Annotated in this window: 19 protein-coding genes; 8 read left to right on the top strand and 11 right to left on the bottom strand. The window is 36.2% G+C overall.

Features of this window, described 5'->3' with window-relative positions:
• Positions 1-3: 3 nt before the first annotated feature.
• The 3 genes from SSOP1_RS15165 to SSOP1_RS15170 form a co-directional block, all read right to left on the bottom strand.
• Positions 4-1,005: an ATP-binding cassette domain-containing protein gene (locus SSOP1_RS15165; protein WP_063492851.1), complete on the bottom strand. Its 1,002-nt coding sequence runs from the start codon at positions 1,003-1,005 to the stop codon at positions 4-6.
• A gap of 110 nt (positions 1,006-1,115) precedes the next feature.
• Positions 1,116-1,286, bottom strand: a complete 171-nt coding sequence (locus SSOP1_RS17260; protein WP_158011707.1) for a hypothetical protein — start codon at positions 1,284-1,286, stop codon at positions 1,116-1,118.
• Between the two features lie 111 nt (positions 1,287-1,397).
• The gene (locus tag SSOP1_RS15170; protein WP_063492852.1) at positions 1,398-2,177 is read right to left on the bottom strand and encodes a DMT family transporter; all 780 of its coding nucleotides are present in this window, start codon (positions 2,175-2,177) and stop codon (positions 1,398-1,400) included.
• A 304-nt stretch (positions 2,178-2,481) separates the two neighbouring features.
• Between SSOP1_RS15170 and SSOP1_RS15175 the strand changes: the two genes are divergently transcribed.
• The 3 genes from SSOP1_RS15175 (at position 2,482) to SSOP1_RS15185 (ending at position 5,380) form a co-directional block, all read left to right on the top strand.
• Positions 2,482-2,628, top strand: a complete 147-nt coding sequence (locus SSOP1_RS15175; RefSeq protein WP_081225725.1) for an AbrB/MazE/SpoVT family DNA-binding domain-containing protein — start codon at positions 2,482-2,484, stop codon at positions 2,626-2,628.
• Positions 2,629-3,321: 693 nt separating this feature from the next.
• On the top strand, positions 3,322-4,272 hold the full coding sequence (locus tag SSOP1_RS15180) for an IS1-like element ISC1173a family transposase (protein ID WP_048054255.1): 951 nt from the start codon (positions 3,322-3,324) through the stop codon (positions 4,270-4,272).
• A gap of 148 nt (positions 4,273-4,420) precedes the next feature.
• On the top strand, positions 4,421-5,380 hold the full coding sequence (locus SSOP1_RS15185) for an IS5-like element ISC1234 family transposase (protein ID WP_010924011.1): 960 nt from the start codon (positions 4,421-4,423) through the stop codon (positions 5,378-5,380).
• 146 nt (positions 5,381-5,526) lie between these two features.
• Here SSOP1_RS15185 and SSOP1_RS18085 read toward each other — a convergent pair whose 3' ends face one another.
• The gene (locus tag SSOP1_RS18085) at positions 5,527-5,739 is read right to left on the bottom strand and encodes an AAA family ATPase (protein WP_081225726.1); all 213 of its coding nucleotides are present in this window, start codon (positions 5,737-5,739) and stop codon (positions 5,527-5,529) included.
• Between the two features lie 871 nt (positions 5,740-6,610).
• On the opposite strand from SSOP1_RS18085, the gene SSOP1_RS15195 reads away from it, so the two are divergent.
• On the top strand, positions 6,611-7,276 hold the full coding sequence (locus tag SSOP1_RS15195; protein ID WP_063492853.1) for a helix-turn-helix domain-containing protein: 666 nt from the start codon (positions 6,611-6,613) through the stop codon (positions 7,274-7,276).
• Here SSOP1_RS15195 and SSOP1_RS15200 read toward each other — a convergent pair.
• From SSOP1_RS15200 to SSOP1_RS15230, 7 genes are read right to left on the bottom strand one after another with little or no spacing between them, the layout of a single operon-like run.
• Positions 7,273-7,659, bottom strand: coding sequence for a hypothetical protein (locus tag SSOP1_RS15200; RefSeq protein WP_063492854.1), 387 nt, complete (start codon positions 7,657-7,659; stop codon positions 7,273-7,275). The genes SSOP1_RS15195 and SSOP1_RS15200 overlap by 4 nt on opposite strands.
• On the bottom strand, positions 7,656-8,273 hold the full coding sequence (locus SSOP1_RS15205) for a hypothetical protein (RefSeq protein ID WP_063492855.1): 618 nt from the start codon (positions 8,271-8,273) through the stop codon (positions 7,656-7,658). Before SSOP1_RS15205 ends, SSOP1_RS15200 begins: the two co-directional genes overlap by 4 nt.
• Positions 8,264-9,139: an ABC transporter ATP-binding protein gene (locus SSOP1_RS15210; RefSeq protein WP_063492856.1), complete on the bottom strand. Its 876-nt coding sequence runs from the start codon at positions 9,137-9,139 to the stop codon at positions 8,264-8,266. Before SSOP1_RS15210 ends, SSOP1_RS15205 begins: the two co-directional genes overlap by 10 nt.
• Positions 9,140-9,173: 34 nt before the next feature.
• Entirely contained in the window at positions 9,174-9,536 is a 363-nt protein-coding gene (locus SSOP1_RS15215; RefSeq protein ID WP_063492857.1) for a DsrE family protein, read from the bottom strand.
• A complete protein-coding gene (locus tag SSOP1_RS15220) occupies positions 9,533-9,811 on the bottom strand; it encodes a hypothetical protein (protein ID WP_063492906.1) in 279 nt (92 codons plus the stop codon). Before SSOP1_RS15220 ends, SSOP1_RS15215 begins: the two co-directional genes overlap by 4 nt.
• Positions 9,811-11,040: a YeeE/YedE family protein gene (locus SSOP1_RS15225; RefSeq protein ID WP_063492858.1), complete on the bottom strand. Its 1,230-nt coding sequence runs from the start codon at positions 11,038-11,040 to the stop codon at positions 9,811-9,813. The genes SSOP1_RS15220 and SSOP1_RS15225 overlap by 1 nt, the downstream gene beginning before the upstream one ends.
• A 3-nt stretch (positions 11,041-11,043) precedes the next feature.
• Positions 11,044-11,292 (bottom strand): sulfurtransferase TusA family protein, encoded by a 249-nt coding sequence (locus SSOP1_RS15230; RefSeq protein WP_063492859.1) that lies wholly within the window; start codon positions 11,290-11,292, stop codon positions 11,044-11,046.
• A 298-nt stretch (positions 11,293-11,590) separates the two neighbouring features.
• Between SSOP1_RS15230 and SSOP1_RS15235 the strand changes: the two genes are divergently transcribed.
• From SSOP1_RS15235 to SSOP1_RS15250, 4 genes are all read left to right on the top strand, one after another.
• Positions 11,591-12,601, top strand: a complete 1,011-nt coding sequence (locus SSOP1_RS15235) for a sulfurtransferase TusA family protein (protein ID WP_063492860.1) — start codon at positions 11,591-11,593, stop codon at positions 12,599-12,601.
• A gap of 181 nt (positions 12,602-12,782) precedes the next feature.
• Positions 12,783-13,748 carry an ISH3-like element ISC1439A family transposase gene (locus SSOP1_RS15240; protein ID WP_010923080.1) on the top strand — a complete coding sequence of 322 codons (966 nt, stop codon included), beginning with the start codon at positions 12,783-12,785 and terminating at the stop codon, positions 13,746-13,748.
• Positions 13,749-14,057: 309 nt separating this feature from the next.
• On the top strand, positions 14,058-14,420 hold the full coding sequence (locus SSOP1_RS15245) for a hypothetical protein (RefSeq protein ID WP_063492861.1): 363 nt from the start codon (positions 14,058-14,060) through the stop codon (positions 14,418-14,420).
• Positions 14,410-14,748, top strand: a complete 339-nt coding sequence (locus SSOP1_RS15250) for a DsrE family protein (RefSeq protein WP_269454395.1) — start codon at positions 14,410-14,412, stop codon at positions 14,746-14,748. The genes SSOP1_RS15245 and SSOP1_RS15250 overlap by 11 nt, the downstream gene beginning before the upstream one ends.
• The last annotated feature ends 36 nt before the right edge of the window (positions 14,749-14,784 follow it).

Below are 14,784 nucleotides of genomic sequence, written 5' to 3' on the forward strand. Positions count from 1 at the left end.
TTTTTATCCACCTCCAATCCTACTTCTTACTTGTCTCACCTCACTAGTTCTTCCCCTTACTTCTATGCTACTCCCCACGTACTTTATGAATACGTCATCCAGAGTTATTTCTCTTACCTCTATCCTTCTATACTTTACACCATTGCCCCTAATGAAATCTATGAGATTTGGTAAAACAGTGTCAATATCCTTAACTACAACACTAACTTGGTTATTTTTAATTATAACATCTTCAACGTCAGATATGGACTTTATTTTGTTTAAAATTTCTAAATTTACTCCTTCAACTTCGAAAGAGATTATCACATTACCAATACTCCTCTTAAGCTCCTCAGAAGTTCCGGTCTTAACTACTTTGCCGTTATCAATCAGTGCTATCCTATCAGAGTATATATCAGCCTCATCCATATAATGTGTGGTAAAAAATATAGTCATTTCATGTTCCTCCTTAAACTTTCTCAACTCTTCCCATACGGTTTTCCTAGCAACAGGATCTAATCCTATCGTCGGCTCGTCTAAAAATAAGATCTTGGGCATAGTTAAAAGAGCACAAGCTATTTCTAATCTCCTTATCATCCCTCCAGAAAAGGTCTTTACTAAATCTTTTCTGACCTCATATAAGCCTAACCTATCTAGGATGTATTCTATTTTCTCTTTCCTTTCAGAAGATGGTATACCGTAAATTTTACTGTAGATTAGCAAATTGTCATATGCTGTGAGGTCAGTCCAAACACTTATCTCTTGAGGGACATATCCTATTATTTTTCTAACCTTGTCTGCCTCATCAGTTACACTATAGCCCCCGACATAAGCTGAACCGCCACTGGATGGTATTTGAGTTGTTAATATTCTAATTAAGGTAGTCTTTCCGGCTCCATTAGGACCTAGAAGGGCAAAGGCACTACCCCACTCAACTTCTAAGTCAATACCATTAAGGGCCTTTACTTTATCATTATATATTTTAACTAGACCTTTTACGTAAATGGCTAGGTTGTTAAAAAACACAAGATATCGTAACCGAAATAAATTTTAAAGTTAACTGAAAGACTAAAGAAAATTCGCCCCTTTAGATAAGCGAGTTAACTTACTGATAATATTTATAAAAGATCGAAAGCCTAGCTCTTTGCGGTAGATCCAAAATCATCCGTTGAAAATAACTCTACAGCATTATTAAGCGTTTCCCCCATTTCAATAGGATTATCTTCCGCTATGGACGATTCAGTTCTCCTTTGCGGATTATAATTTGTAAATAATGTGGTTGTAAAAATATCAACATTGGTAATCATATGTCCTCTATTAGTCGGTCATCTTCATTCAGTTAATTTCGTAGCAATTTTTGAAATAAAGTGAATTCATAATGGATAACTGAATCCCTCGAAGAGGGCAGATGAAATAGTTTATCGTCTGAATGCAAAATATATAGAAATCAAGGTTATTGTTCCTCCTACGATTTCTTGTATATCTGGTATTTGGTGAAATATAAGTATTGCTAATATTGTAGCGACAACTGGTTCAATCAATTCAGCAGAAGTAACTAAACTGATCGGTAACTTATTTGCAGTATATATGACTGAACCATGACCAATAAGAGTAGGAACTAGCACTAAACCTAGCACAGCTAATATTGATGTTAGGTTAATGTCACCTAAACCATAAAATGGAAGGACTGGGATCATGAAAATAGAGGATATTAAATAAATAATAGGTATGGTTGAAAGAAAATCATAATTTAGTCTAGAAAGAAGATATGTATAGATGGCAAAGGAAATTGCGGATAGTATAGCAAGTATATTGCCAAAAATGTATCCGAATGAGGTATTAAAATTCATTACAAATATCCCTAAGATTGCCATAATTATGAAGGGATCAATTTTCTTCTTGAATAACATTGCAAATATCGGGCTAGTAGAAACTAAAATAGTCGAAGAAGCTATTGTAGTTAGAAATACACTAGAAACAAAGAATAACATGTGAAGAGAAAGAAACAGAGATGGTAAGATAAATCGTTTTAAGAAGATTTTCCTTCTTCTCTTTAACACGAATGGAAGAAGAAGAATCCCTGCTATTAAAAATCTTAGAAAAGTTATAAAGGGAGGAGTTATACTACAAAATTTTACAAAGATTGCAGCTGTTCCAAAGGCTATACCTCCTAAAAATAAAATTATTTTATCTCTCATATTGTGAAAATAATCGGTAGGATATTTAAGTATGCCTTTTCCATCATATTACCTCACGCTCGTCCCCTATTAGTCTTTGAAATGCAGAATCAATTATTCTAAACACTTCTACGGAAATGAATTAAAATTATTATGAATATATGAATTAATCTCAAAAAACCTTATCATAATTATATAAATCAAAATATCATGAAATTAAATGAAAAAGAAAATTTTAGATTTTATTAATCATAATCCAGTCAGAAGAGTAAGTTTTCCTTTTTGTGTAAGAAGGTTTTAATATAAGTCTGACTAAGGTATATTCATGAAGACTAAAGTACGTGTTGGCAAAAAATTAACAATTCATATCCCTAAAGGTATTGCAGAGGAACTTAACATAAGAGAAGGGGATATATTGGGAGTGTTCTCATGCAGTCATCTTATTCGATATCATATAGTAAAATTAAATTAGGTTAGAAATTTTCATAATTAGTCGTTTCGATCTAGATGTAGCTAAGGAATTAGAACGTGAAAAACAGCCTCTGAAAAGGGTTTATGTGGGAGGGTTATGAAATCTTTTTGTGGTAGTACTAGAATGAACCTCGTAAACTCTTGCACATAAGCTTTTCTAAAATAATGTCTCTGTTCAAATTTCTATATCTTAAACGTTAAATGAGCGTTTTCCCATATTACTCCAATATTTTTACAAACATTTTTTGAATTTCATGACTGTTTGAGAACACTGCCAATTATAGTACTGCTTCTTAAGTAATACATAAATATTGAAGTATTTAGTAAGATTTTTACTTTAAATTTTAGCTAGTTGTCAGATAGTTATAAACTTTAATTGCTCAATTTTTATGATATTTCGAAGTGGATTATTTCTGGAAATAGATTTTGGGTCTATCGTTCAGGGCGGGGAGAAGTCAGAATATAAGTTGGCGAATTGCTTTTCTTTATGGAGTTTTGATAAAGATTGATAATACGTGGGGAGTGTTCTCATGCAGTCATCTTATTCGATATCATATAGTAAAATTAAATCAGGCTAGAAATTTTCACAATTAGTCGTTTCGATCGAGATGCAGCCAATGAATTAGAACATGAAAACAGCCTCTGAAAAAGCTTATGTGCGAGGGTTGCGAGATTTTTTGTGAGGGTTACCAGGATGAACCTCGTAACCCTCGCACAATTAATACTTATGATTCTAAGAAATTTAAATCTTAAGCCGAGAAAGTACGAGCTAAAGGATATTGCATTAGCATTAGCAGCCTACTCCTTGGGAGTTCAAATCACGAAAACGGGAATCCCACCATCAACCCTATACTACTATTTGAGGAAAGTAGGGATAAGGAGGAGAAGAGAAAGCAGACCAACATGCCCATCATGTAACTCTAACAGAGTAGTGAAGAACGGCTCATCTAGAGGGAAAGCAAAATACAAGTGTAAAGCATGTGGAAAGACGTTTTACGACGTCACAAGTCATAGAATGGATAGGGAACAGAGGGAGAGAATCTTAAAGGAGTACTTGAACAGGATGAGCATGAGGGCAATATCAAGAGTTGAAGGTAAACCATTGACTACTGTTTACAGCCTAGTGAGGAGGATTGGGATAAGGGCCTTTACGAATCTAACGATCTTGAAGGGTGAGCTCAAGAATTTCACAGCTAAGTCTACGGTGTTTGACGAGTTCTGGACTTATTTCCGTGTTAGGCATGGGGTGATGAGGGAGGATTTGTGGATTTGGACTGCTCTTGCTGATGGTGTGCCTTTCTATGAGTTTGGGGATAGGAGTTATGGGACTTTTCGTTATCTCTTGGGTTGGTTACCTAGGAGTGAGGTAAACTATACTGACTACTATTGTGTTTATCAAGTTCTCGATAATCGTGTAGCGGGTAAGAAGTATACTTATCTTGTGGAGAGCCATAATTCTTGGTGTAGGTCTCATTTGGCGAGGCTGGCTAGGGATACTAAAGCTGTTACTAGGAGTGGGAGGATGACGGAGTACAGTTTGGCCTTGTTGAATGTAATGTACCCTCACGTATTCTCAAGGGAGAGAACTCCCTTAAATGAGGCATACTTGAAGGGAGTACAGTATATTAGAGAAAACTTGATATAATTTTACTATATGATATCGAATAAGATGACTGCATGAGAACACTCCCAATACGTGAGAGTGTCCGGAATGTAAAAAATTGAATTTTTATTGGCAAGAATAAATTGGTTTCTAGTATTATCTTGGATTAAATTGGAGTAACACTTAAGTTATGGGAGTAGAGGGTAGTACCATGGCAAGAACATTAAGACACATACCAAACCTGATGTACTACCCTCTTCCCCCAATAGAGGATATGCCGTGGAGGGAAAAATGGTTAACGGAGATCAAGCCCGTGCTGGACACCATGGATTTGGAGAGGGTTCTGGGCGAGGGTGCGCTGGTTTACCTGAAGTTGTTAATCGTCATGGTGCTCTACTCTTGCTCCTATAGGGACGCGGTGAAAATGGTCAACGTGAACGTGGTCGTGGCCTGGTTCGTGGGGAGGAAGGTGGGGAAGAGCACGCTGCACGACTTCGTGGGCAGGTTGTACGGGGTGAGGAAGAAGTTGTTGGAGATTTCCTTCAAGCTTGAGGAGAAGTGCCTACCCAGTTACCTCCCTGCGAGCGCGCATCTCGTGGACTTCATGGCGTGGCTAGTGGACTCCTTCCTACTGGACTTACCTCCTGGGAAGAGGAGCGTGGAGACCTTTCGGGAGAAGGCGGAGCTGGAGAGGAGGGAAGGTAACCTGGAGAGGGCCAGGAAGCTGCTCTCCCTGGGGAGAACCAAGAGGAGGTTCGAGGGAAGGTGGACCAAGAAGAGAGGGGTCTCGCACTACGGGCTCAAGGCAGTGGCCGTGATCTCCGTCTCCCTCTTCGTGAGGTCCATCACGGTGAAGCCAGCCAACTTCTCGGACAAGAGGTTCAAGTCACCGCTCAAGGGGATTAAGATCGCGGACAGGGGATTCTCTCCCTCCCCGACACAGCTCATAGCGCGGGAGAAGCCCTTCACTACCCTGAGGGCCCACGTGGAGTTCTTCGGCACCTACCTGAACGCGTTCTGGAGGCCCTACGGGACCACGACCTGGAGGAACGACGTCTTCCTTCACGTCCTGGGAGTGATCTACAACATCAAGATGTTCCTCGCGATCCAACGGAGGACTCCTCCAGGACGTAGAGCCGTTCAGCTCTGAGACGCGCCTCCTCGCGATCAGGCAACGCTATGCGCGATAGGTAAATCCTCTCGTCTTGATATTTTTCCATTATAAAGTTTTTCTCGGTTATCCGGGTTTCACCCTTCTGGCAATATTAATATTTATCATTCTGTTTATCTATTCGTTCAGATAATTACATTCCGGACACTCTCACGTAACAGAAGTTCATAATTAACCTCAATTAATCTCTCGTCATCAAGTTTGATTATCAACGTATCCCTAGGATCAATTCCTTGAGAAATCAGTTTCCTCAGGACTTGGAAAGCTATGGTAGATTTACCGCTTCTCCTTATTCCAGATATTGCAATAACGTTAACTCCCTTAAGCAGAGAGAGAATACGATTTACATAGTCTTCTCTCTATCCATGTTTTATTAAACCTTCCCCAGTAGTTCCAGTCTGTCATGATTTCAAGGAGTTCCTCTTCCACTAACATTAATATATAGTTGGAAAATTGGTAATTAAATCTTGTCTTGTATGACAAACGTAACTTTCTAGACTCTTTTGTCGTAGCCAAACCCTTTATCTTTATCGGGGGTTCAAAGGGGGCGGAAGACCCTTTCCGTGAGGGATGGATAGCCCCTTTGTATAAGAAATATCTGTTTTCATCAAATATGTTGATGACAGTCATCGACGGGGCAAGCGTCACCGAGACACCTTGGTTAAAGCGAGGGTCAATGAGGTACGCCTCTGTCCTAACCAGTAACGCTAATGGCGTCATGTTTAATGCGGGGTGGGAGCCACCCTTAGTGCTTGTGGAACTCCGCCTCTACCAGTACTGATGTACTGGCAAGGTGGGGTTATGAAGCAGGAAGCCATGTCCGTTAGGGTAGGATAGCTCACATAACGATTGCTAGATCCAATACGTCGTATAGTTGATTACAATACTTTAGAGATGGTTATTCAATCTCATTACCATCAATTATTAGTTTTAAATAGGTTAATGATATCGATGCTAGTTCTCTATCGGTGATAATATATGTTATTGGGGTTTGGACTTCGTAGGATTTCATGAATTTGTGGCTAATCCATGAAGTTTTAAAATTACTATATTTTAATTGGTGTAGTACGTTGATTGGAAGCAGAAGCTTGCTTCTTATCTTTTTACTTTTTCCTTGCTTTATGTCTTCTTTTTAAATACATAAATGGCAAAATTCTGAAATAAATAGAAAGGGAAAAACATTTAACTACAGATTTAGAAGAATATCATGTGATAAAAAGTTATAGTGTACTATTATCCCATGAAGACTGGAGTTTACTAACCGACAAGTTTAATGAGGAAGAGTTAAGAGTGCTGATGAAAGTTCGTACGCCATCATTAGAAAAGATGGAGGAGAATATAATAGCTGAAGCTTATGTAAGAGATCCTTTGATACTTAATGAACTAATTAACATAATTAAGTCCAATAATAGGGTGATCAGAGTTAAAATTATTGAAAACGTTAGGACTAAGAATGAGTTAAGGGCTTTAATATTGTTGTCGGCTAAGCTAAGGGGAGGAATTAGTGAACTCTTGATGAATAAGGGGGCCTACTATATCTCTGAACGGATTTCAAATGGGTTAGAAAAATGGTCTTTAGTAATAGAGGATAAGGTATTTAGAGAAATAATATTACCCACCTTGAGGGAGAATACTTACAGTTTAAAGATTATTGAGAGAAATGATGGGAATTTGCTTTCTGTAAAGAATTTGCTCACAAGTAAGGAGTATGAAATCATGTATAAGGCGTATAAGATGGGATATTTCGATTGGCCTAAAAAAGTGGATTTGAAGGAATTATCAGAGGAACTAGGGATAAGTAAGGCAGCTACGTTACAGGCTTTAAGAAGGGCAATGGGCAAATTAATTAGGAATTATGTAGATAATTTGACTTAAAACTGATTGTTTTTTCTCTTCTTGAATCTAATTATCTCTAGTACAATCCCTACTATTATAAGGGAGATTCCTACTGCAAGATAGTATTGATTGTAAAAAATCTTGTACCCCTCTAACAAGATAGTAGCGTTACCAACTCCATATAATACTGAGGACGGTTTAATGGTAATACTTCCCCTTACTAGCAATATATACGTATAGTTATGATATACTATGAGAAAACTTCCACTACTTACACTAACTTTTGCCCTTTCATACCACGGAGGGATTATATACATACTACTATTGTTCACGTGTAATGTAGTGTTTAGGGGAAACGTTATTTCTCCTAACACTAATATTAAAATACCTATTGACAACAAATATATGCCTACTCTCATTATATCTGCACCTTTCTAAAGGCGTAATATGCTAGATAACCCAAAACTAGATCTAGAGGTAAAAGGTAATTAAATATAAACATATACCCTATTATTTCTATTCCGAGAACGAGGAAGATTAGGCTTATGCTCATGAAGAAGCTTCTAAAGGGTCTTTTAGTCAATATTGCAATTATGTAAGATGAGTTGCAGAGGAATAAGTATTCAGATAAGAAAATATTTATCCATGTAAATGATGAATTAAATGAGGATAGGAGAAATATCAATTCTGAAATTAAAACAAATAGTCCACCTATTAATAAAACGTCAATGAAGTATGATAGGAGAAATATTGTCTTCCTGCCCCTCATTTGCAAAAACGATATTATCGTTCCATCATATAGATCTTGTCCCATTCCTAGACTTATATTCTTTATAACCAGTATGGATAATATTATACCTATTGTAAACGTAATTATATCGAACAAGAGTTGGTCGACACTTGCATTTCTAGTCTGGGGATGAAAGAAATTAAATGAAGCTACTACACTAACGCTTAAAGCTACTTCTAAGTCAATATACGAGAGTAATCCATATTCCCCATATCGATGCTTTATTAGGAAAGTGATTACTCCCAACCAGTCTCCCCTTTGATACTTTTATCTATTATAGAATTTCTCACGTAAAATATTCTTACACCAGCGTTTGATAAGAGTTTCGAAATTTCAGCCAGGTTACCCGAAACCCTTATCTGATTGCCTATGACTTCTATCTTCCTATCCTTTAATGTCTCTAAAGCTTTACCTATGTTATCAACCACTATGTAAAACTCTTCTAGAAAATTATTTCTTAGTAGCTTTTCTACTTTACCGAAGAATTTCATAATACCATTGTTTATTGCCAGGACGTGAGTTGAAAATGCTAAAATTTCTGCCGGTATATGGGATGAGATTAGTACAGTTAAGCCCATCTTTTCCCTTAACACTGCAAAAGTATTGTAGACTTCATATCGTGATGTTATATCCAGGTTGGCTGTAGGCTCATCTGCTATAATTATTTCTGGATTTTTCATTAAAGAAAAAACTACCTGTAATTTCTGTTTAGTACCAGCTGAAAGTTCTCTAACTTTATTTTTCATAAAGTGTAACAAATTAAAGTCCTCTAATAACCTTTTGGCATCGCTAAGAGGATAATTAAATTCACTGGAGACTTCCTTTACTATGTCAATTACAGTGAGGTATTGTGGTAAAAATGGCTTATCCAAAATTATACCAACTTTTCTCGCTATTTTATTACTATTCCAAGGATCCTCTCCTAAAACACTTATATAGCCAGAGGTCCTATTTATTAGCCCACCAATTATCTTAAGTAGTGTCGACTTACCAGCACCATTAGGACCCATCACCAAGGTTATACTCCTATCCTCTATGGAGAATGTAAGGCCATGGAGTACCTCAATATCACCATACCTCTTTGTTAGATTGTCTGCTTCAATCACGCCCATATCACGAAATACGTTATTAACACTAAAAAACTTTTTAAAAGACTAATGTGGCTTTAGCCTCGGAACTCCTTAATGCGAATTCAGAAACACCGCTTACCTTAACCTTATCCAACAGCCTTTCATGATCAACGTTCTTAACTTTCATTCCAAATTCACATGCTGTAAGTTCTATGTCATCTCCTCCTAATTCTATCAGATTTTCATAGTAATATGATAATGGCTTTACGTTAGGTAGCTGTATTTTCTCTATTTCCTTTGTTACTCCCCTTAATCCATCCATAGTGAAGAACATATATACTTTATTTCCAGAAGAGGCGTAACCTATTGCAGTTATATAGGCCATATAGAGTTTCTCGGCTTCTCCAGATATTACCATTATTGCATATAAATCGCTCATTCCTTATTCGCCTCCTCCAATTCTCTAACCGTCTTAACTAGATTATACCAGAAGAATATGAGTCCCAAATAAACTACTATGTAACAAATGTATCTAGTTACCTCTATATATCCTTGCAATTGGGATGGGAACACATAAGCTGAAAATACACCGTTTTCTAACGCTACATTATTATTAGGGACTATATATTGCACAGAGAATTCATACCAACCTATTGCAAATAAACTTACTATTAAGGGTGACAATAGTCTCCTAATAATTGGCAAGAAAATCATCATAACCACCTTTCTTGGACTTTAACCGCTAAATAAACTCCTAACAACATTCCGAATAGGAATATGATACCGTCATAACCTAATTGAGCGAAATTGGTCCACATCAATCCTACATTGCATCCGAGAGCCATCCTAACACCTATACCAACTAACATTCCTCCTCCAAACCCTATCAGCAATCTACTCTTATTCCTAGGTATTCGTATTTTGAAGTCGCCACTTAAATACGATGCCGAGAAAGCTCCAATACACAACATTATTACCATTAGCGTACTGGGGTCTATGATTGGTAGCGAATCGTTAAACCATGGTGTGTTTAGAAATAACTTGACATTTCCTAACATTAACAAGTACTCGAAGAACCTACCGCCGTCAGATGAGGTTATCACAAGGTAATTGAAGGTATATCCAGCACCAACTATGAAAACTAAAAGCAAATCTAATGCTAATATTATCGTAGTTAAATTAGTTCCATATGGTTTTCTTAAAAGTATCAAATCTTTAATTTCCTTGGTTAACGATACCTTTTCTTCTCCAGATGTGCTTAGGTTTTGATTATAATACGCTCTCGCAGTAGGTAAATTAATGCTTAGACCAGATGAGATTGCCCATTTTCTCTTAGTGTACTGTTGTAAGTATATTCCAATGAATATTAGCGGTAGACTAACTACTAGCGTGGTTATATAGATTGACATATTTGAAATGGAGTGAAATATAAGATAAGGTAAGTATTCTACATATCCTCCGTTAATAGTAGATAAAATTCCATTCGTCATTGTGTATAGCTGGAAAGGCCATATGCCTATGGCAAATACGTAAGTTCCTATCATCATTCCGAATAGCTCTATCCAATTTTGAACGTAGCCACTAGCAGCCCTATACAACATTGACAAATTACAACCTCCGGCTAATGCTGCACCAAAGCCGAATATTATAGAGCCAACAAGAATGTACCATCCTGCAAAATAGTTATAATAATACTGATCAACAGCTGGAATAAACCCAAATGCAACCAGCAATCCACATCCCAAAGCAGATAATCCGAATAGTATTAAAAGGGCTCCAAATCTCTCATAGCTTTTAGCTGTAAATATTGATGTCATGGCGTTTACAAAACAATAATTGCCTCTTTGGGCTGCCCAACCTAAAATAAATCCGGAAAGAGCAAACAATCCATAAACTAATGCCCAATTCTCTTGAAGTACTGGCTGTAGTACCATACTTGGCATTGATTATTTCACCTTCAGGATTCTCACCTTATAAATTCCGTTATCTTTTATCACTACAAACGGGTATCCTAAGGATTTGCATAAAGAAGGTAAAGTAACATGTACTGCGGGCTCGTGATCTGTTAATACTTCTAGCATTTGTCCAACTTTCATTTTCTTCAATTTTTTGCTTGCGCTCATTTCTGGAACAGGACATTCTTCTCCTCTAACATCAAGAACCTCGTCTGGCTGTCTTAAAGTTAGATCTTCCACTTTGACTCCCTCAAAATATTACGTATTTTTAGGTAATTATAAAAGTTGTGATATTATAAACCCTTATTAAAGTTGGTATAATTAAATTGTAATTATCATATCTACAATATCTAATATTTTTGCATAAAAATTATAAAACACCTTATCTAGCAAAGCTAACTAACCCAAAAGATTTTTACTTCACATTTTTATGATTGTTTAATGATAAGAATAGACTTTTTATTCTTAAAATTAAATTCAGTTATCCATTAAATGGCTAAAGATAAGTTTTTAAATAGAATTAGCATCATTTTAAACAATGATAGAGGAAACTACACTGATTTACGCTGAAGATTTCAAGCCGTTATTAGACTTGGAAAACTCGTATAAATTATATAAATTATCAAATATAAAAAAGCTAGATTTTGGTTATATTTGTTACCTTACCATGTTCAAACTAAAAGTAGAATGTATTTGCAAACCAAGAAAAGATGGCTTGGACATAATAGAAAAGAATGGAAGGTTCATAATAGATATAACATTCCAGAAGGAAAGTGAAGAGAGAATAAATGTAAAAATAAGTTACAGAGGAATTCTCGAAAAACTCCTAAGTAGCATAGCAAACTCCATAAGGAAAAATTTGGAAGAGTATTCGAGGTACTTGTTGAGGAAACAAAAAGTTGAAAATAATTTTAGAATTTCTACTCTTAAGCCAGATAAGGTAGTAGATCTTAGAGGGGAAGAATGCCCAGTTCCAGAAATAACGTTAAAGAGAGAATTGATGAAGGCTAATAGGGGAGAAATAGTAGAAGTTTTGACTGATAATCCTGCCGCAGTAGCTCACACTATTCCAGAAATAATTAAGTTATTTAACTGTAGATATGAGGTCTTGAAATACGAAGACTACGTATCTTTTAGGATTTTAGTTTTAAGTAATATAATTAACACTGATGAATACGTTAAGGCTATTAAGGAATTTAATGAGATTAGAATTAAAGAACTAATTAGGGATAAGAAATTTATGTCATTTTTATATACATATTTTATGAAACTCCATAAAACTGAAAAAGTTAATGATTTTAGGAATTATATATTTAACTGTGAAAAAGATATTTGTCTAGTCTCCTCTGCACCTCTAGGTAGAGGTTGGCTATTTACTGGACTGGTTAAGAATAACAAAATAGTATGTGCTAGGATTGACACTAAAGACGGAACCTTATTAGATTACGAAGCCTTAGAATATTTAAAGAAGTTATCCAGTGGTGTTTCACCAATTTTACTCAAAATGATACAATTTCTATGGAAGAGAAAAATATCAGAGCGGAGTTAGAAAAATCGGCTTATTTCAACACAAGAAGCAAAAAATTTTCATATTTGTTGAAGAAACTAACAGAAAACGAGTTTATATATAAAGAGTAATACCATTTGTCTAGTATTATCAATAGAGGAAAGTAGGTGGAAGGACGAGATGAACAAGAAAAGGTTAAAGCGAGGGACTCCATAACTCCGTTATGCAAACCATACAAGTATCCAAAACGGAGCTGAAGTCCCTCGCTATAAATTTAGCAACAAACAATATTAACGTTATCTCTCAAGATCTAGACCCGGAAATAGTGAAAGCAGCACCATCCTTGCTAACCGGAAACAGAGGAAAATACTACTTGAAGGTAGTAAGACGAGGCGAGAAAGTAATTAGTAAAGGTCAGAGAACCTTCAAGTTCTACCCAATCTACAGAGAAGTAAAGGGAGAGATCAACGTAGTCGCTGTAGATGAGACCGGATTAACCGTGGGAGAAAAGGAACAAGAAAAAGCAGAGGGCTTTCTACTCTACAACTGGAAGAGAAAAGGAGTAAAGATGAGATCCTTGGACCTCGTATATCCCTTAAGGTTACCCCTCCTAGTGGAGGTAGCAGATTTGAGAAGCGACAGTCCATCACAGTTCCTACTCAGGAGCGTGAGGGAAGTAAGCCAATACATGGAAATAGATTACGTTGTAGCTGACGCCGGATTCTTGAACCTAGGGGTCATCAAGGAAATGCCCGTGAAGACCATTGTGAGAGGAAAGTCGAACTTGAAGGGATTCAAGGAACTATCTAACGTTCCATTAGTTGAGAAGAGATACGAGGTTAAGGACAAGGTTTACGTTGCGTATAGGGTCTTGAAATTTGAAGGGCTTTATTATTACGATGTGGTTTACGTTAAGGGAAAGCCGAGGCACTTTATGTTCGTGACGAACTTCGAGGGAGATCCCTATGAACTGGCTGAACTCTATAGGTTGAGGTGGCAGGTTGAGGAGGGTTTTAAGGTTAGGAAGGCAAGGATAAGGTATGTTAGGAAGTTGAGTAACAAGATCTTCTTGTTCCTCTATTACACGGTTCTGGATTCTGCGTGGAATCTAGTGAATCATCTTCTCTTTAACTTCAAGTCCACGTGTAAGAAGGTTTTGTCCTTCGATTCATTCGTCAAGCTTCTCTAACTTTCTCGGTGTTCAGAGGAGACTATGCACGTCGTTTTCACCACGTGAGAAAAATTCAGAATTCTCCTCTTATTATTAGAATTGTACGCTATATTTTTTGCAAATTACCTTAACATGTTATGTTTCATAATAATTTTATTGTTTTTCTCTATATCAATCTCTTTTTGAAAGGACTAATATTATATCTTTCAAATGAAATAATTTGGTGAAACACCACTGGAAGTTATCTGGAGAAACAAACGTTATGTATTTATCGTTAGATTAACTATTTTAAAAAAATTTATTTAGACTAAGTGCGTATTGCCAATTATGGAGCTTAAGGATGAATGTGGCTGTATAATCAATAGAAGATACGCTTCAGATTTTCTAATGAAAAGGTTATTTAGTTATAGGAAGAAGGTAAATGCGGAAAAATTAGGCTATTTTAGAATAGATAATTCTAGATGGTTCGCACTCTATAGGGCTAGAGATGGAAAAATATATTATGAAAGTTCTGAATGTCCACTACTTATAATAACCTTAGAAGCACTCTGTGAGGGATATATGGAAAATAATGGAAAAATAGATAGATATACCTTCATGGGAAAATTAAGTAAAATTAAGGGATTTACAATCAATCAGATAGTGAATGAAGTTATTGACAAATTTATAAATGGTGTTAATGGTGGTTAAGAGAATTGCTTACATAGTCGAATCCAATTTGGGTTCTTACATTTTAGGACAGATGATAATACCACAGTTAGAGGAAAACAGACACAACGCGGAAGTTATTGGAATGTTCTTTATACACGATAATGTATATATTTTAATGAAAGATAACCCTTTAGCCGAAAGATTAAGCAAGCTTAGTAGAGAAAGGGGCATATATTTGCAAGCTTGTGATCAATGTGTATACATGAGAAACTTAGCTGATAAATTAATAGAGGAAGCAAAGATCGGTTGTTTCCCAGACTTTTATGCAAAAATATTAGATATTGTAGATATGATAATTACAATTTAATTATACCAACTTTAATAAGGGTTTATAATATCACAA

Origin of the sequence: Saccharolobus solfataricus (assembly GCF_900079115.1) — an archaeon.
Taxonomy (GTDB): Archaea; Thermoproteota; Thermoprotei_A; order Sulfolobales; family Sulfolobaceae; genus Saccharolobus; species Saccharolobus solfataricus.